This window comes from Halohasta sp. A2, from assembly GCF_056175805.1.
In genome coordinates, this window is record NZ_JAQFWV010000058.1 from 1 (window position 1) to 20706 (window position 20706).

The 20706-nt window shown below is 63.7% G+C and carries 21 protein-coding genes and 1 pseudogene; 13 read left to right on the forward strand and 9 right to left on the reverse strand.

Annotated features, from left to right (window positions below; genetic code table 11):
• The first annotated feature begins 181 nt into the window (after nucleotides 1-181).
• The 4 genes from hisB to O2S87_RS14005 all read left to right on the forward strand — a co-directional run bounded on the left by hisB (nucleotide 182) and on the right by O2S87_RS14005 (nucleotide 2438).
• Nucleotides 182-775 carry an imidazoleglycerol-phosphate dehydratase HisB gene (gene hisB, locus O2S87_RS13990; protein ID WP_475409403.1) on the forward strand — a complete coding sequence of 198 codons (594 nt, stop codon included), beginning with the start codon at nucleotides 182-184 and terminating at the stop codon, nucleotides 773-775.
• A 43-nt stretch (nucleotides 776-818) separates the two neighbouring features.
• The gene (locus tag O2S87_RS13995) at nucleotides 819-1319 is read left to right on the forward strand and encodes an amino acid-binding protein (protein WP_475409404.1); all 501 of its coding nucleotides are present in this window, start codon (nucleotides 819-821) and stop codon (nucleotides 1317-1319) included.
• Nucleotides 1319-1744 (forward strand): hypothetical protein, encoded by a 426-nt coding sequence (locus O2S87_RS14000; RefSeq protein ID WP_475409405.1) that lies wholly within the window; start codon nucleotides 1319-1321, stop codon nucleotides 1742-1744. Before O2S87_RS13995 ends, O2S87_RS14000 begins: the two co-directional genes overlap by 1 nt.
• Nucleotides 1745-1811: 67 nt before the next feature.
• Nucleotides 1812-2438 (forward strand): IMPACT family protein, encoded by a 627-nt coding sequence (locus tag O2S87_RS14005; RefSeq protein ID WP_475409406.1) that lies wholly within the window; start codon nucleotides 1812-1814, stop codon nucleotides 2436-2438.
• Between the two features lie 5 nt (nucleotides 2439-2443).
• Here the strand turns inward: O2S87_RS14005 and upp are convergent, their stop codons facing one another.
• Nucleotides 2444-3121, reverse strand: coding sequence for a uracil phosphoribosyltransferase (upp, locus tag O2S87_RS14010; protein ID WP_475409407.1), 678 nt, complete (start codon nucleotides 3119-3121; stop codon nucleotides 2444-2446).
• A 91-nt stretch (nucleotides 3122-3212) separates the two neighbouring features.
• Here upp and O2S87_RS14015 point away from each other — a divergent pair, with 91 nt between their 5' ends.
• The 6 genes from O2S87_RS14015 to O2S87_RS14040 all read left to right on the forward strand — a co-directional run bounded on the left by O2S87_RS14015 (nucleotide 3213) and on the right by O2S87_RS14040 (nucleotide 10939).
• Nucleotides 3213-4175 (forward strand): succinylglutamate desuccinylase/aspartoacylase family protein, encoded by a 963-nt coding sequence (locus O2S87_RS14015; protein WP_475409408.1) that lies wholly within the window; start codon nucleotides 3213-3215, stop codon nucleotides 4173-4175.
• A gap of 53 nt (nucleotides 4176-4228) precedes the next feature.
• Complete coding sequence (locus tag O2S87_RS14020; RefSeq protein WP_475409409.1) at nucleotides 4229-5158, forward strand: NAD-dependent epimerase/dehydratase family protein; 930 nt, start codon at nucleotides 4229-4231, stop codon at nucleotides 5156-5158.
• 96 nt (nucleotides 5159-5254) lie between these two features.
• Nucleotides 5255-6415 carry a lysylphosphatidylglycerol synthase transmembrane domain-containing protein gene (locus tag O2S87_RS14025; RefSeq protein ID WP_475409410.1) on the forward strand — a complete coding sequence of 387 codons (1161 nt, stop codon included), beginning with the start codon at nucleotides 5255-5257 and terminating at the stop codon, nucleotides 6413-6415.
• Between the two features lie 8 nt (nucleotides 6416-6423).
• Nucleotides 6424-7587, forward strand: a complete 1164-nt coding sequence (locus tag O2S87_RS14030) for an alpha-1 4-glucan-protein synthase (RefSeq protein WP_475409411.1) — start codon at nucleotides 6424-6426, stop codon at nucleotides 7585-7587.
• A gap of 31 nt (nucleotides 7588-7618) precedes the next feature.
• Nucleotides 7619-8755, forward strand: a complete 1137-nt coding sequence (locus tag O2S87_RS14035; protein WP_475409412.1) for an extracellular solute-binding protein — start codon at nucleotides 7619-7621, stop codon at nucleotides 8753-8755.
• A gap of 6 nt (nucleotides 8756-8761) precedes the next feature.
• A complete protein-coding gene (locus O2S87_RS14040) occupies nucleotides 8762-10939 on the forward strand; it encodes an ArnT family glycosyltransferase (RefSeq protein ID WP_475409413.1) in 2178 nt (725 codons plus the stop codon).
• Between the two features lie 118 nt (nucleotides 10940-11057).
• Here O2S87_RS14040 and O2S87_RS14045 read toward each other — a convergent pair whose 3' ends face one another.
• Both O2S87_RS14045 and O2S87_RS14050 read right to left on the reverse strand, forming a co-directional pair.
• Entirely contained in the window at nucleotides 11058-11411 is a 354-nt protein-coding gene (locus tag O2S87_RS14045; protein WP_475409422.1) for a TOBE domain-containing protein, read from the reverse strand.
• Nucleotides 11385-11657, reverse strand: a pseudogene (locus tag O2S87_RS14050) (ribbon-helix-helix protein, CopG family); the annotation flags it as partial. The gene O2S87_RS14045 and the pseudogene O2S87_RS14050, both read right to left, overlap by 27 nt.
• Before the next feature lie 657 nt (nucleotides 11658-12314).
• Here O2S87_RS14050 and O2S87_RS14055 point away from each other — a divergent pair.
• Nucleotides 12315-13460, forward strand: coding sequence for an arylsulfotransferase family protein (locus O2S87_RS14055; protein ID WP_475409414.1), 1146 nt, complete (start codon nucleotides 12315-12317; stop codon nucleotides 13458-13460).
• A 153-nt stretch (nucleotides 13461-13613) separates the two neighbouring features.
• Here the strand turns inward: O2S87_RS14055 and O2S87_RS14060 are convergent, their stop codons facing one another.
• The 5 genes from O2S87_RS14060 to O2S87_RS14080 all read right to left on the reverse strand — a co-directional run bounded on the left by O2S87_RS14060 (nucleotide 13614) and on the right by O2S87_RS14080 (nucleotide 17708).
• Nucleotides 13614-14213, reverse strand: coding sequence for an N-acetyltransferase family protein (locus O2S87_RS14060; RefSeq protein WP_475409415.1), 600 nt, complete (start codon nucleotides 14211-14213; stop codon nucleotides 13614-13616).
• An 86-nt stretch (nucleotides 14214-14299) separates the two neighbouring features.
• Nucleotides 14300-14440, reverse strand: a complete 141-nt coding sequence (locus tag O2S87_RS14065) for a hypothetical protein (RefSeq protein WP_475409416.1) — start codon at nucleotides 14438-14440, stop codon at nucleotides 14300-14302.
• 199 nt (nucleotides 14441-14639) lie between these two features.
• Nucleotides 14640-15287 carry a dolichyl-phosphate hexose transferase gene (locus O2S87_RS14070; RefSeq protein WP_475409423.1) on the reverse strand — a complete coding sequence of 216 codons (648 nt, stop codon included), beginning with the start codon at nucleotides 15285-15287 and terminating at the stop codon, nucleotides 14640-14642.
• A gap of 193 nt (nucleotides 15288-15480) precedes the next feature.
• A complete protein-coding gene (locus tag O2S87_RS14075; protein ID WP_475409417.1) occupies nucleotides 15481-17106 on the reverse strand; it encodes a GMC family oxidoreductase in 1626 nt (541 codons plus the stop codon).
• On the reverse strand, nucleotides 17103-17708 hold the full coding sequence (locus tag O2S87_RS14080; protein WP_475409418.1) for a gluconate 2-dehydrogenase subunit 3 family protein: 606 nt from the start codon (nucleotides 17706-17708) through the stop codon (nucleotides 17103-17105). The genes O2S87_RS14075 and O2S87_RS14080 overlap by 4 nt, the downstream gene beginning before the upstream one ends.
• 158 nt (nucleotides 17709-17866) lie before the next feature.
• Here O2S87_RS14080 and O2S87_RS14085 point away from each other — a divergent pair, with 158 nt between their 5' ends.
• On the forward strand, nucleotides 17867-19501 hold the full coding sequence (locus O2S87_RS14085; RefSeq protein ID WP_475409419.1) for an ABC transporter permease: 1635 nt from the start codon (nucleotides 17867-17869) through the stop codon (nucleotides 19499-19501).
• Nucleotides 19502-19520: 19 nt separating this feature from the next.
• On the opposite strand, the gene O2S87_RS14090 is transcribed toward O2S87_RS14085, so the two are convergent.
• Nucleotides 19521-20429: a S1C family serine protease gene (locus tag O2S87_RS14090; RefSeq protein ID WP_475409420.1), complete on the reverse strand. Its 909-nt coding sequence runs from the start codon at nucleotides 20427-20429 to the stop codon at nucleotides 19521-19523.
• Between the two features lie 9 nt (nucleotides 20430-20438).
• On the opposite strand from O2S87_RS14090, the gene O2S87_RS14095 reads away from it, so the two are divergent.
• Entirely contained in the window at nucleotides 20439-20576 is a 138-nt protein-coding gene (locus O2S87_RS14095; RefSeq protein ID WP_475409421.1) for a hypothetical protein, read from the forward strand.
• Nucleotides 20577-20706: the final 130 nt, after the last annotated feature.

Sequence of the window (20706 nt, forward strand, 5' to 3'; positions counted from 1 at the left end):
CGGAGTCACCACGCTCTCTCCGTCCCAACGAGGAGCATACGAACCCGCAAGTTGCCTTCGTGGGCTGGTAAGCGATACCCCCAGCGCGAGGAAACCTCGCCGTTTACGGCGAGGAGGATGTCATCACGAGCCGACACCATCGAGCGCAACCACCATATCCCCCGCGTGTCTCACCGTAGGTATGAGCAACACACGCGCGGCCGCGGTCAGCCGCGAGACGAGCGAGACGACCATCGACGTCACGCTGGACCTCGACGGCGATGGCGAGTCGACCGTCGACACCGGCATCGGCTTTTTCGACCACATGCTCACGGCACTGGCCAAACACGGCCTCTTCGATCTCACCGTCCGCTGTGACGGCGATCTCGCCATCGACGACCACCACACTGTCGAGGACGTCGGAATCGTTCTCGGTGAAGCGCTCGACGAGGCACTCGGCGACAAACGCGGCATCGTCCGCTACGCCGACCGACGGGTGCCGCTCGACGAGGCGCTTGCGTCGGTCGTCGTCGACGTCAGCGGTCGACCCTACTTCGTTTTTACTGGTGGGTTCTCGCAGGACCAGATCGGTGACTTCACGAGCGACATGGCCCGACATTTCGCCGAATCACTCGCCCTGAACGCGGGGTTGACGCTCCACGCCGAGATTCTGGCGGGCGACAATGCTCACCACGAGGTCGAGGCCCTATTTAAATCGTTGGCCCGTGCTCTCGACGATGCGACGCAGGTCGACGAGCGCCGCAGCGACACACCGAGTACCAAAGGCGAACTCTAAGCCGGATGCACTGGTATCTCCCTTCAGTAGGTGGCTGCTAACCATGTTCGACGAGATCATGGGGAAGTTCGAGGGCAGTCCGAGCCAGCAGGCCGTCATTCGCCTGCTGCTCGAACGCGGCTTTTCGGTCAACGAGGAGGGTCGGGTAGTCTCGGGTGGCATCGAGATTCCCTACACCGGGATCGCCCGCGAGATCGGCGTCGACCGCCGGGTGGTCGACTCCACCACGGACGCGATCCGCTCGGACCCCGAACTTCGGCGCATCTTTGCCAACATCTCGGCGATTCCGAGCCTCAGAGATCTCGCGCCCGTTCTCGATCTTACGGTGATGGCCGTCGAGGTCGACGCCGCCGACGAATCGGGCATCGTCGCCATCGTCACCGATCTCATTGCGGACCACGAGATCTCGATCCGCCAGATCATCAGCGAGGACCCCGAGTTCACCGACGAGCCGCGGCTCCACGTCATCACCGACGACGAACTGCCCGGCGACCTCCTGTTGGCGATCCGTGAGCTCCCGTTCGTCCGCCGGGTCGAGTTCTGATGGCCCAGTCGACGATCGAACGGCTGTGTCGACTGCTCGCGATTCAGGCCGCGCTCGTCGTGGCAGCAGTCCATCTGCTGTGGGCGGTTCCCCGCCTTTCGGTCTCGGTGTTTGTAAATCCGGTTGCCGACGCCCGGCCGTTCCTGTTTATCCCGGCCGCACTCGTGCTCGTCGCGATTGCGGCGGCGCTGTTTCGCGGCTACCGCTACCGTCGACTCAGTGCGCTCGGCGGCGGCACGCTCGCCGCCCTCTGTAGTGGTTATCTACTCTGGATTAGCGACCCTCTACCCGTCGCGCTGGCCGGTGATCCGCTCGCGCTGATTTCCAAACTCGCCGAACTCGTCGGCATCGTGGCCTTCGGGCTGCTGTTCTACCTGCACCACCCCGACCGACACGGTTCGCCGATCGAACGCGTCGACCAGTAGCGCTTTCGTAGCTGCTTTTTCGGTATTTGTCGACAGGGCTTACTACCCTGCCGGATAACTCTGCAGTGTGACAGAGACGTTTCGCACCGTCGCCGGTCGCGGCGAGGCCACGCTCGACCGACAGGGTTCGGCGTTCATCGCACTCGTTGCCCCGGTCGACACCGTCGAAGAAGCCGAGGCTGTCATCGAGGAGGTGCGGTCGACCTACCCCGATGCGACCCACCACGTTCCGGCCTACCGTGTGCCGGCAGGAGAGGTCTCGGCCGACCGGCTGGGCGAGGTCATGCTTCGCGAGTGGTGTAGCGACGACGGCGAGCCCAGCGGCTCATCGGGCAAGCCAGCGCTCAACGTACTCGTCCAGCAGGACCTCCAGAATCTCGTCGCCGTGGTCACGCGATATTATGGCGGCACTAACCTCGGTGTCGGTGGATTAGCCCGCGCCTACTCCGGCGCGGTCAAACAGGCCGTCGACGACGCCGGCATCGTCGAAGAAGTTCCTCACGATCGGTTCGAAGCGACCGTCGAGTACGACGACTCGGGCACCGTCCGCGGGATTTTGGAGTCCGAAGGCGTCGAGTTCGAGGCGAACTACGGCGAGCAGGCCAGATTTGCGGTTCGTGTCCCCGTCACCGCGGCCACCGACCTCCGCGAACGCCTGTTGAATGCGACGAGTGGGCGCGTCGAGATCGACTAGTTGTTTTATGCAGTCCGGAAGGCTCTGTCGCCGGCGTCACCCAACCCTGGGACGATGTAGCCGTCGTCGTTGAGTCGGTCGTCGATCGCGACGGTCAAGAGATCGATGTTGGGGAACGCCCGGTCGACTCGAACGAGGCCTGCTGGCGCTGAGACCGCCGAGAGCACGAAGAGGTTCTCGTAGCTGTCGGTCACATCGAGCACGTAGTCGAGGACCTTGCACATCGTCGACCCCGTCGCCAGCATCGGATCGGCGACGATCACGGTGTCCTCGGGTGTTATATCGGGAAGCTTCACGTAGTCGATCTGGATTGGAAACTCGCCGTCGTCGTTCATGCCGGCGCTTTCGTCGCGTCCGGCGGAGATGACGCCCTGTTTGGCCCGAGGGAACGCCTTCAACAGCCCCTCGACGAACGGCGTTGCCGCCCGGAGGACGTTGATGATGACGACGTTGTCCAGTCCTTTGACGCGTTCGCCAGTCGTCTCTGTGAGCGGTGTCTGAATCGGGACAAACTCGGTGTCCATCGCGCCGTCGATGATCTCGTAGCCGCAGATTCGGCCGAGCCGCACGAGGCCTTTTCTGAACGCGACCTGTTCGGTCTCGACCGACCGCAGCGTCGACAACGTGTCTTTCGCCAGCGCGTGTGTGATGAGATGAGCGTGTTCCCGGGTTTCGATCGCCATATCGGCTATCGCGCGCTGACTGGTAAAAAACCGGTCGACTGCCGGCCGCCCGGACCCCTACGGCTACATGGCTGTGGTACGTTCCTCGGCCATGCACACCGCCGAGCGCATCACGCTCGCCCGGCTTCCCTCCGGCGTTCGCGTCGAGACGACCGTCCACCGCTACGGCACCGGCGAGGGACCGACGCTTTATATACAGGCCGCCCAGCACGGCCGCGAGATCAACGGCACCGAACTCCTGCGGCGGCTCCACGGTCGACTTACTGAACCCGGCGCACCCGAGCTCCCGGGTTCCATCGTCGCAGTCCCGCTGGCCGATCCGCTCACCTTCGACCGCGTTTCGTACACCACTCCCGAGCCAATCGACTCGGCCGCACCCAACATGAACCGGTGTTGGCCGGGCGACCCAGAGGGTTCGATCCACGAGCGGATGGCTGCCCGGCTCTGGGAGGAGGCGAGCGACGCCGACGCGATCGTCGACCTCCACACCGGCAGTCCCGAGATGCTCACGCACACGGTTTACCTCCGCGGTAACGACGACTCTCGGCGGCTCGCCGAAGCCTTCGGAACCGATCTGTTGGTGGCCGAAGCCGCAGGCGAGAACGCTGACGCTGAATGGGACACCCGTGATTTCGACGGGAAGCTCCGGGTCGCGGCGACCCGCGAAGGAATCCCCTCGATCACGCCGGAACTCGGCTCGAACAAACAGTTGGGCGAGGTGGCGATCCAAACCGGCCTCGACGGCCTCTTTGGCGTCTGTCGACACCTCGGCCTCCTCGATGGCGAGCCCGAACCATGGGACGGCATCCGCGCGCGGAACCACCTCGGGCGGGTCCGGGCCAGCGATTCAGGACTGTTCGTGGTCGACCCGGGCGTCGACCTCGGAATGCACGTTGCGCCGGGCGACTCACTCGGGACGGTGTACGAGCCGTCGACCTACGAACCATTACAGGAGGCCACCGTCGACCGCGAGGGGATCGTCTACTCGATCGCCCGCGAGGCGACTGTCACGGCGGGCCAGACGCTCGTTGGGATCGCCAAGCGGCTCGATTGAGCCGAGATCTCAAGAACGGAATCCTTACTTACCGGGTAGTGACTCGTGGGATTATGGATCTCTCGGACCAACACATCCTCGTCACCGGCGGCGCAGGCTTCGTCGGCTCGCACCTCGTCGCCCGACTGCTCGCCGACGGCGCGGCCGTCACGGTCGTCGACAACTGCTCGAACGGCTCGCGCGACCGCGTCCCCGACGATGCCGAGTTCATCGAACGCGACCTCACCGACCCCGACGCGCTCGATGGCGTGCTCGACGACGTCGACCGCGTGTTCCACCTCGCCGCGTCGAAACTCGTCAACACCGACCGCCCACACGCCCAGTTCGAGGACAACACGCGGATGACGCTCACTCTCTTGGAGGCGATGGCCGACGCGGGCGTCACCGAGATCGCCTACACCTCGTCGTCGACCGTGTACGGAGAGGCTCCTCGCCCCACCCCTGAGGACTACGCGCCGCTCGAACCAATCAGCGCATACGGCGCGAGCAAACTCGCCGACGAGGGCCTGCTGTCGGCGCGGGCCCACAGCCACGACCTGACCGTCTGGAACTTCCGGTTTGCCAACGTCGTTGGCTCGGGGCTTCGCGGCGCGGTGATCCCCGACTTCATCGAAAAGCTCAGCGAGAACCCCGAGACGCTGACGATCCTCGGCGACGGTCGACAGGAGAAATCCTACCTCCACATCGAGGACTGCGTCGACGCCATGCTCCATATCGTCGCCACGGCAGAAGGGGCGGTCAACACCTACAACCTCGGCACGCGGACGACGACCTCGGTCGACCGGATCGCCGCCATTGTGGCCGACGAGATGGGTCTCGATCCCGACTACGAGTACACCGGCGGCGACCGTGGCTGGACCGGCGACGTCCCCAAAATGCGGTTGTCGATCCAGAAGCTCTCGGCACTAGGCTGGGGGCCTGAACTCAGCAGCGACCTGGCCGTCCGCCGGTCGACGCGCGAACTCATCGACGAACTCTGCTGATTGTTTACGTTCACGATTCTGCCGGTAGCCGTCTCAGATCCTCCACCAAATCGAGTTTTAGGTGGGCTTAAATATCTCCGCTCGAACCGGGTGAGTATGATTCGAACCGGCCGTCGGTGGGCCGCGGGCCTGCGAGCCCTGCTGACCCGACGCCGCCTGAGTATCGTGGGCACTGTTGTTGTCTTTGCTGGGCTCCTCGTCGCGCTCCGAACGGTCGACCTGTCTGCTGTGGTCGCCGATATCGGCCGCGCAGATCCGTGGCTGCTGGCGGCGGCCATCAGTTTATATACGCTCTCGTGGCCGCTCCGGGGCAAACGGTACAGCGACGTGCTGTCGACGACCGGCCACTCCCTCGGGACGGGATTCCTCACGCTCACGGTATTTGTCAGCCAGACGGCGAACCTCGTGCTTCCGGCGCGCGCTGGCGATGCGGTACGGGCCTACGTTCTCAACGCTCGGCGCGAGGTTCCCTACCCCACGGGCTTCGCGTCGCTCGCGGTCGAGCGCTTGTTCGATCTGGCGGCGATCGCGGCACTCGGCGGTGTCTCGACGCTCTGGCTGACGGCCGCCGGTGTCGGGCCGCTGGAACTGGTTTCGGAGGCCGACGGCGGCCGAACTGCATTGGTTGCTGCCGCCGGTGTCACCGCGTCGACGCTCGCCGTCGGTGTGTCGACCATCGTTGTCACCCGCTCGCGACTCCGCCCGGGCGCGCTCGCCGAGTGGCTCGTCGACCGACTCCCACGGCTCCGAACCCCGGTTTCGGTGCTCGCGAGTTTTGCCCGTGATATCGCGGTCGTCGCCCGGAACCCCCGCGCGATAGCGCTCATCGGTGTGGGGAGCCTCGTGATCTGGGCGCTGGATGTCGCCACCGCGATGCTGGTGCTCGCGGCGCTCGACAGCGGTCTCGCCTTCGGGCAGTTGCTCACGGTCGGGACGCTCGCAGTCAGCGTCGGCAACCTCGCGAAAGTGCTCCCGCTGTCGCAGGGTGGGATCGGTCTCTACGAGGCCGCTTTCACCGCGCTCGTCGTCGGACTCACACCGATCGGTGCAAGCACCGCCCTCGCCGCGGCGGTCGTCGACCACGCGCTGAAAAACGCTGTCACGCTCGTCGGCGGAGCGGGAGCCATTGCCCTCCTCGGCATCTCGCCGTCGACGGCCGCCAAACGGGGCGCTGCCGCGGAGTCCGCCGCAGAGCCCACTCAGGGGCCGCCTTCAGGGGACACCGACAATCTTTTAGGATCGCCTAAAAAGGATTGAGTATCGAAATGAGTCAGAACATCTGCGTTATGGTGCCGACGATTCGCGAGTACGAGTGCATGCGGTCGTACTTCCAGAATGCCCGCGATCACGGGTTCGATCTCTCACGACTCCACGTCGTGCTCATCACCGAGGATTTCTGTGATACCGACGAGATGCAGGCGATGTTAGACGAGGAAGGCGTCGACGGCGAAGTCTTCGACGGTTCGCGCCGCGAGGAATGGTTCGACGAGCACGATGTCGCCGAGTACAGCCACATTATTCCGGCCGCCAGCCACGCCGAGACCAGCTTCGGTCTCTTGTACATGTGGGCCGGAGACTGGGACTACGGCTTTTTCATCGACGACGACACCCTGCCGCACGACGAGTGGGACTTCTTCGGCACCCACATGGACAATCTCGCCTTCGAAGGCGAGATAGAGTCGGTTTCGTCGGACGAACAGTGGGTCAACGTGCTCTACCAGAACGCCGACGAACACGATCTGTACCCACGGGGCTACCCGTACGCCGCGATGCACGAGACCGTCGACACCGAGCAGACCGAGGTCGACAACATCGTCGCTTCACAAGGGCTGTGGACCAACGTGCCGGACCTCGATGCCGTCCGGATTCTGATGGACGGCGACCTGCAGGGACAGGCCCAGACCCGCACCACGGTTGAGGACTTCACGGGTGATTTCGTCGCCGCCGAAGGCCAGTATCTCACCGTCTGCTCGATGAACCTCGCCTTCGAGCGCGAAGTGATTCCGGCCTTCTATCAGCTGCCGATGGACGAAAACGAGTGGGACGTTGGCCGGTTCGACGACATCTGGTCGGGCGTCTTCCTCAAGCGCGCCTGCGACATCCTCGGCAAGCAGATTTATAATGGCCTGCCGCTGTGCGAACACAACAAAGCCCCGCGCAGCACCTTCGATGATCTGAACAACGAGGTGCCGGGGCTCGAACTCAACGAACACCTCTGGGAGATCGTCGACGACGTCGACCCCGACCTCACCGACGTCGACGACCCGTACGCGGTGATTTTCGAGGCGATGGCCGACGAACTCGCCGAGGGCGACTGGTCCGACTACAACAACGGCGCGTTCTTCAACTACGTCGGCGAGTTCATGAACGACTGGCTCGACTGCCTTTCGGCGCTCGAACAACCCGCAAACCCGGCAACGAACCGGTGACTATAAGTCGATTTAGGTCGCCCTAAAATACATGACTCAACAACACAACACGTCCGACGGTTCGAGCCGTCGACGGTTTATTGCAGGATCAGCAGCGATCGGCACGGTAACGCTCGCAGGCTGTACTGGCCTGATCGGCGATCAAGAGGGTGACGACGAATCCTCCGACTCACAGGCTGGCCAGATCGGATCGGGCCGAGAAGGTAGAGACGCTCCCGGCGGCACCCCCGTTGCGGAGTTGCCGGATCTGGAGGGCGAACTCGAGATCTACTCGGGGCGAGCGGAGTACCTCGTCAGCGAGCTGATCTCCTTCTTCGAAGACACCTATCCCGACTTCGAGCCCGAGGTTCGGTACGGTGACGGCAGCGAGCAGGTTAACCAGATTCAAACCGAAGGCGAGGGCTCGCGCGCCGACGTCTTCTACACCGTCGACTCCGGGGGTCTCGGCGCGCTCGAAGACGAAGGACTCACGCGTGAGTTGCCCTCGGAGATCACCGACCTCGTTGGCGGTGAGTTCCGGAGCGACGAGTGGACTGGAACCTCGGGCCGAGCTCGGTCGGTGCCGTACAACACCGACGCCTACAGCGAGTCCGACATTCCTGCTAGCGTGATGGATTTCCCCGACTTCGACGGCGATATGGGATGGGCTCCCTCCTATCCCTCCTGCCAGGGGTTCGTCACGGCGATGCGCGAACTCGAAGGTGAGGAGGCCACCCGCGAGTGGTTGGAGGGAATGGTCGAAAACGGCATCGAGGAGTACCCCGACGAACTCGCGGTCGCTCAAGCTGTTGCCGACGGCGAGCTTGACGCCGGATTTGGCAACCACTACTACATCCAGCGCGTTCTCGACGGCTCGTCGGATGCACCGATCGAGACTGCCTTCACCGAGGGTGATGCGGGCTCGATCTTCGACGTTGCGGGTGCGGCGGTCCTCGAAAGCACGAGCGATCCCGAACTCGCCGAGAACTTCGTCCGTCACATGCTGTCGGCCGAAGCCCAGGAGTACTTCGCGGTCGAAACGTTCGAGTACCCACTGATCGAGGACGTCGACCCCGTCGGCGGGCTGCCGCCGATCGACGAACTCGACGTGCCGGATCTCCGCCTCGCCGAGCTCTCGGACGTCGAAGCGACGGTCGATCTGATGCGTGACGCTGGCGTCGACATTTAACAAGCCGTGGTTTTCGACTCCCTTACAGCGCGCCTTTCGGCGGTCGACCGTGAGCAGTGGTGTGCGGTCGGCGTCGCTGCGCTGTCGGGGCTGATCGTTTTTGGTATCGCATCGGTCGTCTTTCGCTACCACTCGACGAACCACGACGAGGGCGTCTACCTCATGCAGGCGGCGATGCTGTTGGAGGGCCAGTTCTTCTTAGAGGCGGGCGGGCTCACCGACGCCTTCCACCCGTGGTTTTTTATCGAGGACGACGGCCAGCTCTACTCGAAGTACGGCCCCGTCCCGGCGGCGATGTTCGCCATCTCGATGGGGCTGTTCGGCGAGCCGCGAGTGACGCTGGCGGCAATCGCTGCCGCGTCGACCGGCCTCGTCTACCTGCTCGGGTCGATGGCCGTCGACCGACGAACTGGGATCGTCGCGGCCGTCCTGTTCGCGGTCGCGCCGATGACGCTGTTTACCTCGTCGGTGTTTTTGCCCTACGCGCCGACGACGCTCCTGAATCTCGCCTTTGCAGTCGCCTACCTGCACGGTGTCCGCACGCGGTCGACGCGAGCGGCGGCAGCCGCCGGTATCGCCGTCGGCCTCGCGTTTTTCGCCCGACCCTACACGGCCGTCCTCTTCGCCGCGCCGTTTATCGGCCACGCGCTGTGGACCATTGGCCAGTCGCTTCGCCGTGAGGGGCTCTCGACCGACGGCGCGGGCCTGCGGTTCGGATCGCTTGCCGACCCGGTGCGGCGAAACAGCCTGACTGCAGTCGGCGGGCTGGCGTTCGTCGGGCTGACACTGGCGTACAACGCCCTGGTCACCGGCTCGCCGCTGGAGTTTCCGTATCAGGTGTTCGCTCCGCTCGACGGGCCGGGGTTCGGCTCCCGGGAGATCCTCGACCACTCGGTCGACTACACCCCGGCGATCGCGGTCGAGGCCAACCGCTACGCCCTGCAGTATCTTGGCACGCGGTGGTTCACCGGCGGCCTGCTCGGCGTGGCTGCCACTGTTGTCGGCCTTGTGGCTGCCGTCCGCCGGTGGGGACGGCCCGCGGTCGACCCCACTGTCGGGGTACTGCTGGCTGGCCTGTTCGTCTCGGTGCCGTTGGGGAACCTCGCCTTCTGGGGCAACTACAACATGCTGGCGACGCTGGACGATCCCACCAACGGCCTTGTCGCCCACTTCGGGCCCTTCTACTACTTCGACCTCCTGATTCCGCTGTCGGTGTTCGGGGCGGTCGGCTTCGTCACCGGCTGGCGAGCGATCCGCGGAAGCCGACTCGTCGACCGACTGTCCGCTCGCGTTCCTGACCGCGGGGGCCGCCACCTTGGGCTCGTTGTGTTCGTGGGGTGTGTGCTCGTGGTCGGTGGGGCAAACGTGACACTGCTGGGCGAGCCGCTCGAAGAAAACATGGAGCCAACCGAGAAGTTCGAGCGGACCTACGAGCCGATCGAGGAGGCCGACTTCGAGAACGCGCTCGTGTTCATGCCGGATCCTTACGGCCCGTGGCAGAACCACCCCTTCCAGTGGATACGCAACGACCCCGGCTTCGACGGCGAGGCCGTCTACGCCCGCGACCGCGATCCGGGCGAGGATTTCGCCGTCATCGACGCCTACCCCAACCGTGACTACTACCGCTACGCCTACCGCGGCGAGTGGACGCCGAGCCCCGACGACTACGTCTCGCCCAAACTCGAAGCACTCGACGTGCGCCGCGGTGAGTCGCTGGCCGGCGAGTCGACCGTCGGGCTCTCGAGCCGTATCAGTCGGGCGACCGTCGAACTCGAAACCGACGAGGGAGAGACCACCTACGACCTCTCGATGCCGACCGAGACCATCTCAGTCGACTGGACACTCACCGCCGACGAGGCGCGCCTCGATCGCGTCTCGACGGGCGACCGAACCGAGTCGATCAACAGCAGCGACGCGGCCCCAATCGAGATCGACGACCCCGACGAGGTTCGGCTGCTGGTGACGCTTGTGGCTCCTGATGGGTCGACGTTCACCTACCGTCAGGAGGCCGCAGTGCGGACGGGCAACGACGGCGACGAGGTCGAGGCGATCTGGCCGCCCGATCGAACGGTCTGCCCACTCACGACGCTCTGTGGCAGCGACGGGACGTATCTGCCTGACGATCCCGACGCCCATTCCTCGTGGGTCGACTTCGAGACGCGGCTTGCGTCGGCCGACGAGTAATCTATGCGTTATTCGGGGTTTTGTTCGGTCGACCGTGAGACGATACTGACTGCATAGCGCGGTATTTAACCAACAGAGTACTGCCCAGCGCGTTCGAGACAGTCGACGACTGGTCTCCTCACTCCGTGCCGGTACCGGCGGGCTCGTTTTTCGCGAGCGTCTCCGGATCTCCGTCGGCGGAATCGTCGACGTCCGCATGTACTGGATCGGCCACTGATTCGTCGGAACGGAGAACGACGGTATCGGCAACGTCCCACCCGATAGTGAGTTGGTCGTCGACCTCGTGGTCGGCCTTCGAGAGCGTGGCGGTGAACTGGTCGCCTGTCGGGAGACCGAGCGTGTAATCGGTGAGCTCACCGCGGTAGACGATGTTCGAGACTGTCTCCGAAACGCTGTTTTCGCCCGCGCCGAGGTGCACGTTCTCCGAACGGACGAAAAATCGCGCCGGGTCGGGCTCGTCGACGTCCGGGATCGATTGGTTCAACAGACAGTGCAGAAAGTCGATGTCGAGCAGGACGTGCTCGCCGGTCGAGAGCATCTTGTGGTAGGCTTCGAGGTTGCCGCTGACCCCCGTTTTGGCCGCGCTGAAGTTCGCTGCCTAGAACACGATGGCACGGCGAACGAGCTCACTTTGCCCGTTGCCCGTCCTACTGACGAGGGTGTCCAGTGCCGAACGGGTTTCCTCGTCGATTGAAACGGTGAGTCGATCTGTGGCTATGTGTCCGACGTTAGCAGTGGCATGTAAGAACGTGAGCATCCTGGTAGCTCCAGCACACCGTGAGTCCCTCGGTCGTGAGACTGGTCGACCGATAGCTCACCGGCGTCGTTGAGCCCAACAGGGAGTGATACCATGATGGGACGTCTCTGCCCGACGATCCTCACGCCATCCTTCGTGGGTCGACTTCGAGACGGAGTTGGATCCAGTCGCCGAAAAAGCAACGTCGGCTCCTTGCGGCTGTGGTCCAGCACCCTGCTGGTCGTCAGTGTGAACGCTACCGCGAGGCTGCTGGCGGGTTTCCAGTGATTGCTGACGGTTGCGGTTGTTCTGTGTGGGCTCACTGTTCGCCGTGAGTCGACGCACTCGACATACTAATCGTATCTAATCTGCCATTTTCGGGCCGACATTTTATTACCGTTGGGATAGTCCTCAATGAACATGGTCAGCCGATTGGCATGTAGGGTTGCACTCGTTGCTGTCATATTAATTTCGGCAACTTTCTTTATTGGAACGAACTTCTCCGCGGCCACAGAGTCACAATCTTCTGAGTTTCAGGATCAGTCGGAATTATCACCTGACAGTCAAGAACAGCTGGCCTCACAAACGGATGGGACCACCGTTGTAACATCTCATTTAGAAGAGGGGAATATCCTCGCGTTGAATCCGAATGGGACGGTCCGTTATTTCAATGACACCCATGATGGATACTGGGACGTCGACCCCGCGGAGAACGGCTCGGATTCCGTCGTCTATTCGGCGACTGATGAGGTACACGATGAGTCTCGCTGTAGCCCCGTTGATGACGAGGAGTACTGTATACGACAATCGATAGAGAAAGCCAATCTCACAACTGGCGAAACCGAAGTTCTCTACTCTCGAACCGACCCGCGCTATCACGCCAGTGAGTGGCACGATATCGACCAAGTCAACAGCACACACTATCTCGTCGCCGATATGTATGACGATGAGGTGTTTATGGTGAATACGAGTAGCGGAGTTGTCGAGTGGGAATGGAGTCTGCAAAACCATTTCCCACTGAGTTCCGGTGGTGAGTACCCAGTGGATTGGGCCCACCTGAACGACGTCGAACTGCTCGATGACGGTCGCATCATGCTCAGTCCGCGCAATATGGACCAGGTCATCTTTCTCGATCCCGACACCGGCGAGGTCGATGACGACTGGACGATCGGCGCGGACGGAGACCACGAAACGCTCTTTGCCCAACACAATCCGGACTACATTCCCGAATCGAACGGCGGCCCAGCCGTGTTGATATCCGACTCCGAAAACAATCGCATCGTCGAGTATCAACGGGAATCCGGCGAGTGGAACAAAACCTGGGAGTGGCAAGACAGTCAACTGCAATGGCCGCGTGATGCCGATCGGTTGCCGAACGGTAACACCCTCATTACAGATACGCACGGCGGCCGGATTATCGAAGTCGACACTGACGGCGAGATCGTCTGGACGCTCGATGTTCCGGTTGCGTACGAAGCCGAACGCTTGGACACCGGCGAAGAGAGCGCAGGCGGCCCCAGCGCTGCGGAGGCGGATTTACCGTCGCAAACGGTCGACGAGCCTCGTGAGACCGAGGACGATGCGAGCTCGCCCGGGATAGTCGAAACGACGGTCAATAATCTCTTCCCGTCCAAACTTCGAAACGCCGTCTCGAACGTTACTCCCGTATGGGTAGATTTCTTCGATTTCGTGGTATTAATGCTCGGTCTCTTCGCGGTCATTCTGTGGATTGGCCTCGAGTTGAAGTGGTCAGACATCACTGTTCGGAGCCCAATCACCCGTTAAAAGTGATGGCGACTACGGGGTGGGTGACCCGTGGAACTCCCGCTGGTTGAGAGCGGTCGAGATCGTCCAACGGTGCCAACCGTGCAGTTATAAATGTCCGCTCCGCTGCCATATCAGTTGAACAGCCGGTCGACACCGCCGACTGACAGCCGGTCACGCCCTTGATGACTGTTCGGCGGGCGGGGCCTGAACCGACGCCGCGATCCGGTCGTTGAGTGGGAGAGCCATGCGTAGACAGTGCTCGTCGTCGACGACCTCGAAGCCGATCCGGCGGTAGACGGCGATCGCGGCGCGGTTACGCCGCTCGACGTGGAGTTCGATGGCTTCGCGCCCGGCGTCGACGGCGGCCGCGACTATCTGCTTGCAGAGTTCGGTACCGATCCCGCGGTCGTGAAACTCAGGGTGGACGAAGACGGCCAACTCCGGTTGGTCGGCGTCGACCGGCGTGTAGACGACGTGGCCGACGGGTCCGTCGGGGCCTTCGGCGACGATGTTGTGGCCCTCTTCGAGCAGCATCTCGACCCACGACTGTCGCTTGTGGTCGACCGCGGGTGGAATCCCCTGTGCGCGGTCGGTCGCGCCGAAGGCGGCGTACATATCCGCCAACCGGTCGACATCCCCTTCGTGGGCCGTTCGGACTGTCCAGACCGTGCCCTCCTTGTCGACGAACCGTGGACAGCGAGGCTGACAGTACTCGGTCTCCCGACACTCGGTGTTGTCCCACCCGTCGTAGCCTCCAGACGAGTCGCCCATACGAAACCGTCTGTCGGCGACGACTTTAGCTCCCACAGCGGAATCCCAGTCTGTGAGAATCGGCCGTCTCTATGGTGGACAGCACGCTACGCTGAGAGTCTTCGGTATGCCTTTCGACCCGCGTATACCATCCACTCGCCGGAGTAACAGAACATACAGCCACGGAATCGCGGTCGCTGGATCGCGTCGACGTCGTCCTCACTGTCGGTTGGCTGAGCGTTGCTCATACAGCACAATAGGTCCCGCTCGTTTATAACTCTCAAGCGGTCGTTTACACAGTGTACACGAACGCCTGTCGGCGGACGTCGACGCCCTCGTTTTACTGATAATCACGGTGATCGTTGGGGATCGCTTCCGGCTCACTCGTCGACTATGTCTTGAAAATCCACCAGAGTGTGTACTGATTATGAATAGTCGACGTCCTGGCTACCGAAACCGCTCTTCCAGACAGACCTTGATGATCGACTTCGCAATCGCCGCCCCGCCCTGAATCGGATCGAGTTTCGTCTCGCCCGCGCGCTCGCGGTAGGCGATTGGTTCTTCTCGAATTTCGTAGCCGCGCATCAGCGGCCGGATGAGGAGTTCGGCCGACAGCCCCGTGTTTTCGGTCCACTCGATCGACTCGATAACCTCCTTGCGGTAGGCGCGCATTCCCGTCGTGGTGTCGTGGACGCGCTCGCCCATCAGTACGCTCGCAATCGCGGCGAAGGCCTGGTTGCCGAAGCGGTTGAAACCGGGCATCGCATCTGCGCCGTGGTAGAGCCGGTCGCCGCTGACGACGTCCGCGCCGTTGTTGATCTCGGCCAAGAATTCGGGAAGCTGCTCCATCGGATACGTGTCGTCGCAGTCGGTCGTGACGACGACCGGGCGATCCGGCGCGCTGATCGCCGCGCTGACGGCGACGCCGTACCCCTGCGGCTCCTGTTCGATCACGCGCGCGCCGAGCTCGCGGGCGATCTCCGGCGTGCGGTCCGACGAGCCGTCGACACACACCACCTCGGCCTTCCCGTCGGTGATCTCCTGAATGTCCGTGATGACCGTGCTGATGGCGGCCTCCTCGTTGTAGGTGCCCATCACGACGCTCACGTCCTCAAACGTGAACTCGCCGTCTGCCGTCGACGTTGTCTCGCTTGATTCCTCGGTTCGAGCCGCACCGTTAGTTCGTGCACCGATTGCGTCAGCCTCAAACGTTCCCTGACTCATTACCCGTCGTTTCGACCGCTCCGATATATACTTTTAGGTTCACCTAAAACAGCGCATTCGGGTTTTAGAGCGCATCATCGATGTGTTCAGCGCATTTCAGCGCAAGCGCGGCGATGGTGAGCGTGGGGTTCATCGCCCCGCCCGTGGGAAAGACAGAACTGGAGGCGATCCAGCAGTTGTCGAGGTCGTGGGTTTGGAGGGTGGGGTCGACCACACTGTCGGCCGGATCGTCGCCCATCCGGGTCGTCCCCATGTGGTGGTACGCCGGACCCGTATTGTCGGGGCCAGTCTGCCACGTAATCTCCGCGCCGAGTTCGTCGAGGATCCGTTCCTGCAGCTCGTTGGCGCGTTCGATGGTTCGCAGGGCGCGCTCGTCGACGTTCCAGTGGACATCGGGGACGGGGTTGCCGAAACTGTCGGTTTTCTCGGGGTCGAGGCCGACATAGCTGTTCTCGCGGGGGAGCTGTTCGACCAGCGCGCCCATCCCGATGTGGTTGCCGTAGTCGTCCCGAAGCCGTTCGAGGAGGTCGTCGCCCCAGTCATCGCCCGTGAGCGCCTTCTCGACCGGTGAGGGGCCGTCGTAGTTGAAAAACTCCAATTTAAATGGGGCCTGCTCGGCGTCGGCCTCGTCGTAGAACTGGTGGCACTCGCTGGTGAGAAAGCCGATGTGGTTCTGCCGCGTCGGTTCGTCGAGCAGCCCTCCCGTTCCCGCGAACAGGTGATCCATGAAAAACTGGCCGACCATCCCGCTGGAGTTCGCCAACCCGTCGGGGTACTCCTCGGAGTCCGACAGCAAGAGCAGCCGCGGCGTTTCGACGCCACCGGCGGCCACAACGAAGGCGTCGGCCTCCTGTCGGTGTTCGTCGTCAGGAGTGGCATAGACCGCTGCGGTCACCGATTCCGCGTCGTGTTCGAGTCGCTGGACCGCGGCTCGGTCGACCACGGTCGCGCCCGCGTCCTCGGCGCGTTCGATGTGCACCGTTGCGTCGTACTTCGCGCCGGAGGGACAGACCGGCTGGCAGGTGCCGTAGCCCACACACCCGCTGCGGCCGTCGTAGGACTCGGAGTTGCGGGCGTTGGGCACCGAGTGCATCGAAATTTCGAGTTCGTCGCAGGCGTCTGCGAACAGCGAATCGCTGTAGGACGGCTTGAACTCCGGCATCGGTCGGGGGTCCTCGCGCGGCGGCCCGAAGGGGTTGTCGCCGCCCGCAACGCCGAGTTCGCTCTCGGCCTCGGCGTAGTACGGCCGCAGGTCGCTGTACTCGATGGGCCAGTCGACACCTACTCCACGCTCGCTTTCGCTGTTGAAATCGTCCTCGTGGAGCCGCATCACCATCCCCTGCCAATGGAGCGTCGACCCGCCGATCCCCTTCACGCGGGCGTGGTTGAGCGGGTAAAACCGCTCGCCGGTCGCCGAGTGGGCGTCGCGTTCGGGGTCACCGTCCCAGACCGCCGGACGGTCGTAGAACGGCCGCAGGGCCCGCTCCTGTCGGGCCAGGTGATCCTCCGACGAGAACCGCGGGCCAGCGTCGAGGACGACCACCTCATGGCCCGCCTCGGCCAACCGACTCGCCACGAGCGCGCCCGCAGGCCCCGCGCCGATCACACAGACCGCCGCGTCGTCGACCGGGGTTCGATCGTCGGCTCCAGCGGCGGGCCGCGCGTTGCCGGCCGGAGGGGCTCGACTCACGCGTTCGGCCCTCCGCCCATCGTCGCTGAGCTACCGGAGGTCGCCTCCGGCCCCTGCCGGTAGCTGTCGATCCCCCCGGCGTGGCCCTGTGGGTTCTCGATTCCCACGAGTTCGCCGCCCGTCGGCGAGGTATTGAGGGCCAAGAGGAGTTCGTTGACGACGTAGTAGCGCACCCGCTCGGCGGCCGATCCGTCGGGGTGTTCCTCGGCCGTGTCCGCGCCGATCCCAGTCAACACCGACTCGCGGTCCTCGGCGTCGAGGTCGGCGAACGGCCTGTCGTGCCACGACTCGGCGCGGTCGTCGAGTTCGCCAACGGCCGCCGCTAGCCCGTCGGCGTGCGGGCCGTCGTCGAGTCGCCCCTCGGTGAAGGTCTCGACGAACTCCGGAATGCCGTCGACTTCGGAGGGGTACAGTACCTCGGCGGCCGCGGTCAGCGTCCCGATGAGTGCCTCCTCGTTTGGACCACCATCGCCCTCGTCGGTGCCCGTTTCGGTAGCCTCGCCGACGATGTCGTCGGCCGAGGGGGTGACACAGCCCGCGGTCGAGGCGGTCACGCCGAGGGCCGCCAGCGCCGCGACCGCGTCCCGTCGCGTTACGTCCATGGACGGATTAGGCAAACCTAAACCTTATATCCGTTGGAATACGACCGTCGTCTGAACGGGACGGACGATCCGACAGGGTTAGTCGTTCGGCCCATCGACGCTTCGATACCGTTGCCAATGCATCGACCTGCCACTGATTGCCGCCTACACCGCAACCGATGACAGTACGTGACCGACTGACGACGACCGTCGACGGCCCCGATAGTCGTTCGCTTGGCCTCCGGCTCGTCGCCGGGGCGATCGCTGCGAGTATGCTCCTGCCGCTGACGTGGCTCTTCGTCGAGGCCGTTCGGGTCGACGCCGAGCGGGCGTGGGGCCTCGTTGCTCGCCAAGCGACCATCGAGACGATCATCAACAGCCTGTTGCTGATGGGCGGGGTCACGCTGTTTTCGATCCTTTTGGGCGTGCCGCTGGCGTGGTTGACCGTCCAGACAGATATCCCCTTCAAGCGGTTTTGGTCGGTCACCGTCGCCCTCCCGCTGGTGGTCCCGAGCTACATTGGGGCCTTTACGTTCGTCTCGGCGTTCGGCCCTCGCGGGGAGTTCCAGTCGATCCTCCAGCCGCTGGGCATCGAGCGCCTGCCGGAGATCTACGGCCTTCCCGGTTCGATTCTCGTCATCACGCTTTACACGTACCCGTATGTCTATCTCACCACCCGCGCCGGGCTGCTCTCGTTCGATTCCTCCCTGTTGGAGGCCGCCCGGAGCCTCAACCACGGCCGCTGGGCCGCCTTCCGGAAGGTGACGCTGCCACACGTCCGGCCAGCGATCGCCGCGGGCGCGTTGCTTGCGGCGCTGTATTCGATCTCTGATTTCGGGACGCCCGCGATCATGCGGCTGACGGTGTTCACCCGGCAGATCTTCGTCGAATTCAACGCCTTCAATCAGGACTACGCCTCGCTGCTGTCGCTCCAACTGCTGGGGATCGTGCTGGTCGTCCTCGCCATCGAATCGCGGATCCGTCCCGGCGATACGGTTCACAGCGATGGCGGCGGTGGCGGTGTCGACTCCGAGGCCTCGCAGATCGAACTCGGCGTCTGGCGCTGGCCCGCGATGCTGTTTCCGGCGGCCGTCACGAGCCTCGCCCTGCTGGTCCCGGTGTGGATTCTGGGTTTGTGGCTTGTGACCGCCGACCTCTCGGCCCGCCCGGAACTCAGCCTTCAGCTGGAGTACGTCACCAACTCCGTGTTCGTCGCGGGTGCGGCGGCCGTCGTCGCCGTCGCTGCCGCCGTGCCGGTTGCCTACCTCGCCGCGCGCGACGACTCGTTCGTCTCGCGGCTTTTCGAGCGAGCGACCTACGTCGGCTTCGCCGTGCCGGGAATCGTGCTCGCGCTCGCGCTCGTCTTCTTTGCGACGGGCTACGAGGTCCTCGAACTCCCCTTTGCGCCCCAACTCTACCAGACCCTCCCGCTGCTCGTGTTCGCCTACGTCGTCCGCTTTATGCCACAGGCCGTCGGCTCGGTTCGGACCTCGACGCTGCAGGTCGACCCCGGTCTCGTCGAGGCCGCCCGGACGCTCGGCGAGACGCCGCTGCGAGCGTTCCGGTCGATCACGTTGCCGCTGGTGATGCCGGGAATCGTCGCCGGTGGTGCGCTGGTCTTCCTGACGACGATGAAGGAGCTCCCAGCGACGCTCATCCTTCGGCCAACCGGCTTCGAGACACTCGTTACGCTCGTCTGGCGCGCCCAGGAGAGCACCTACTTCCAGTATGCCGTCGTCCCTTCGGTGCTACTGCTCGTCGTCTCGGGGCTGTCGATGGTCATAATCCTCCGGCAGGGACGCAACGGGCTCTAAGGCTTCGAGCCACGTTTCCTTACTCGGATTGCGACTCGCGCGATTCGAGCCTCAGTTCGACCGTCTCCGGTTCGCCGTCGCGGATAACCTCGACGTCGACCGTCTGGCCTGGCTGGGTTTCGAGTGCGAGATACCGCAGCAGGTCGTGGTCGTTCTTGATTCGGGTGTCGTCGATGCCGACGATCACGTCACCGCCAGCTGGCACGCGTTGGCCGTCGACCGTCTCGACTCGGTCGTACGAGCGCAGGCGGTCGGCGGCTGGCCCCTCGCTGTCGACCTCGATGATCACTGCGCCGCTGACCTCGCTGAGGTTGTTCGCGGTCGCAGTCGCCGGGACGACCGTTCTGGTGTCGACGCCCATGTACGGGTGGCTGTACGAGCCGTTGTCGATGAGTGAAGGAACAACTCGGTCGGCGGTCGCTGCCGAGACGACAAAGCCGATGTTGTCGGCGTCTGCCCGGGCGGTGTTGACGCCCAACACGGCACCCGACTCGTTGAGCAGCGGCCCCCCGCTGTTGCCGGGGTTGATCGCCGCGTCGGTCTGGATCGTATCGGGCACGCGCGTTCCGCTCGGGAGTCGGAGCGCCCGGTCGACGCCGCTGATCGTCCCCGTGGTGATCGTCCCTTCGAGTCGGAGTGGCGAGCCGATTGCGACCGCGTCAGATCCCTGTTTCGGGGACTGATCCGCCAGTGTCAGTGGCTCGGCGCTCGCTGGTGGGTCATCGATTTCGAGCACCGCGAGATCCGTTCGGGCGTCCTCGCCGACGACCGTCGCCTCGCGCCACTCGCCACCTGAGCCGAACTTGACGTCGACCGACTCGGCGTCGTCGATCACGTGTTCGTTGGTGAGTAGATGGCCCTCATCGTCGTACACGAATCCTGAACCGCTCGAACTCCCGCCTTCGCTGACGACGTAGACCGTCGCCACCGAGTCGACGTGCTCCTCGTAGAGCGTCTCGCTGTCGATTCTCGGCTCCTCGGGTCCGTCGGTCGTTGGGGCGAGAATCCCTGTGGTGACGAGAACGCCCGCCGTCAGCGCGCTGCAGACTACCGCGACGATGACGACGCTGACTAAAGAACTCGGCTCTGCACGTTTATAAACTCCCTTCAGAATGGAGAAAGAGGTGGTCGATTTTTTCCATCAATCCGTCGAGGTCACGGTCTGGCTGATCGCGCACCCACGAGAACATATTGTAAATCGCCTC

Bases quoted from the DNA above. Each gene is read 5' to 3' on its own strand.
- hisB (WP_475409403.1), top strand. From the start codon at position 182: ATGAGCAACACACGCGCGGCCGCGGTCAGCCGCGAGACGAGCGAGACG.
- O2S87_RS13995 (WP_475409404.1), top strand. From the start codon at position 819: ATGTTCGACGAGATCATGGGGAAGTTCGAGGGCAGTCCGAGCCAGCAG.
- O2S87_RS14000 (WP_475409405.1), top strand. From the start codon at position 1,319: ATGGCCCAGTCGACGATCGAACGGCTGTGTCGACTGCTCGCGATTCAG.
- upp (WP_475409407.1), bottom strand. From the start codon at position 3,121: ATGGCGATCGAAACCCGGGAACACGCTCATCTCATCACACACGCGCTG.
- O2S87_RS14015 (WP_475409408.1), top strand. From the start codon at position 3,213: ATGCACACCGCCGAGCGCATCACGCTCGCCCGGCTTCCCTCCGGCGTT.
- O2S87_RS14020 (WP_475409409.1), top strand. From the start codon at position 4,229: ATGGATCTCTCGGACCAACACATCCTCGTCACCGGCGGCGCAGGCTTC.
- O2S87_RS14025 (WP_475409410.1), top strand. From the start codon at position 5,255: ATGATTCGAACCGGCCGTCGGTGGGCCGCGGGCCTGCGAGCCCTGCTG.
- O2S87_RS14030 (WP_475409411.1), top strand. From the start codon at position 6,424: ATGAGTCAGAACATCTGCGTTATGGTGCCGACGATTCGCGAGTACGAG.
- O2S87_RS14035 (WP_475409412.1), top strand. From the start codon at position 7,619: ATGACTCAACAACACAACACGTCCGACGGTTCGAGCCGTCGACGGTTT.
- O2S87_RS14060 (WP_475409415.1), bottom strand. From the start codon at position 14,213: ATGGGCGACTCGTCTGGAGGCTACGACGGGTGGGACAACACCGAGTGT.
- O2S87_RS14065 (WP_475409416.1), bottom strand. From the start codon at position 14,440: ATGAGCAACGCTCAGCCAACCGACAGTGAGGACGACGTCGACGCGATC.
- O2S87_RS14070 (WP_475409423.1), bottom strand. From the start codon at position 15,287: ATGGGCACCTACAACGAGGAGGCCGCCATCAGCACGGTCATCACGGAC.
- O2S87_RS14080 (WP_475409418.1), bottom strand. From the start codon at position 17,708: ATGGACGTAACGCGACGGGACGCGGTCGCGGCGCTGGCGGCCCTCGGC.
- O2S87_RS14085 (WP_475409419.1), top strand. From the start codon at position 17,867: ATGACAGTACGTGACCGACTGACGACGACCGTCGACGGCCCCGATAGT.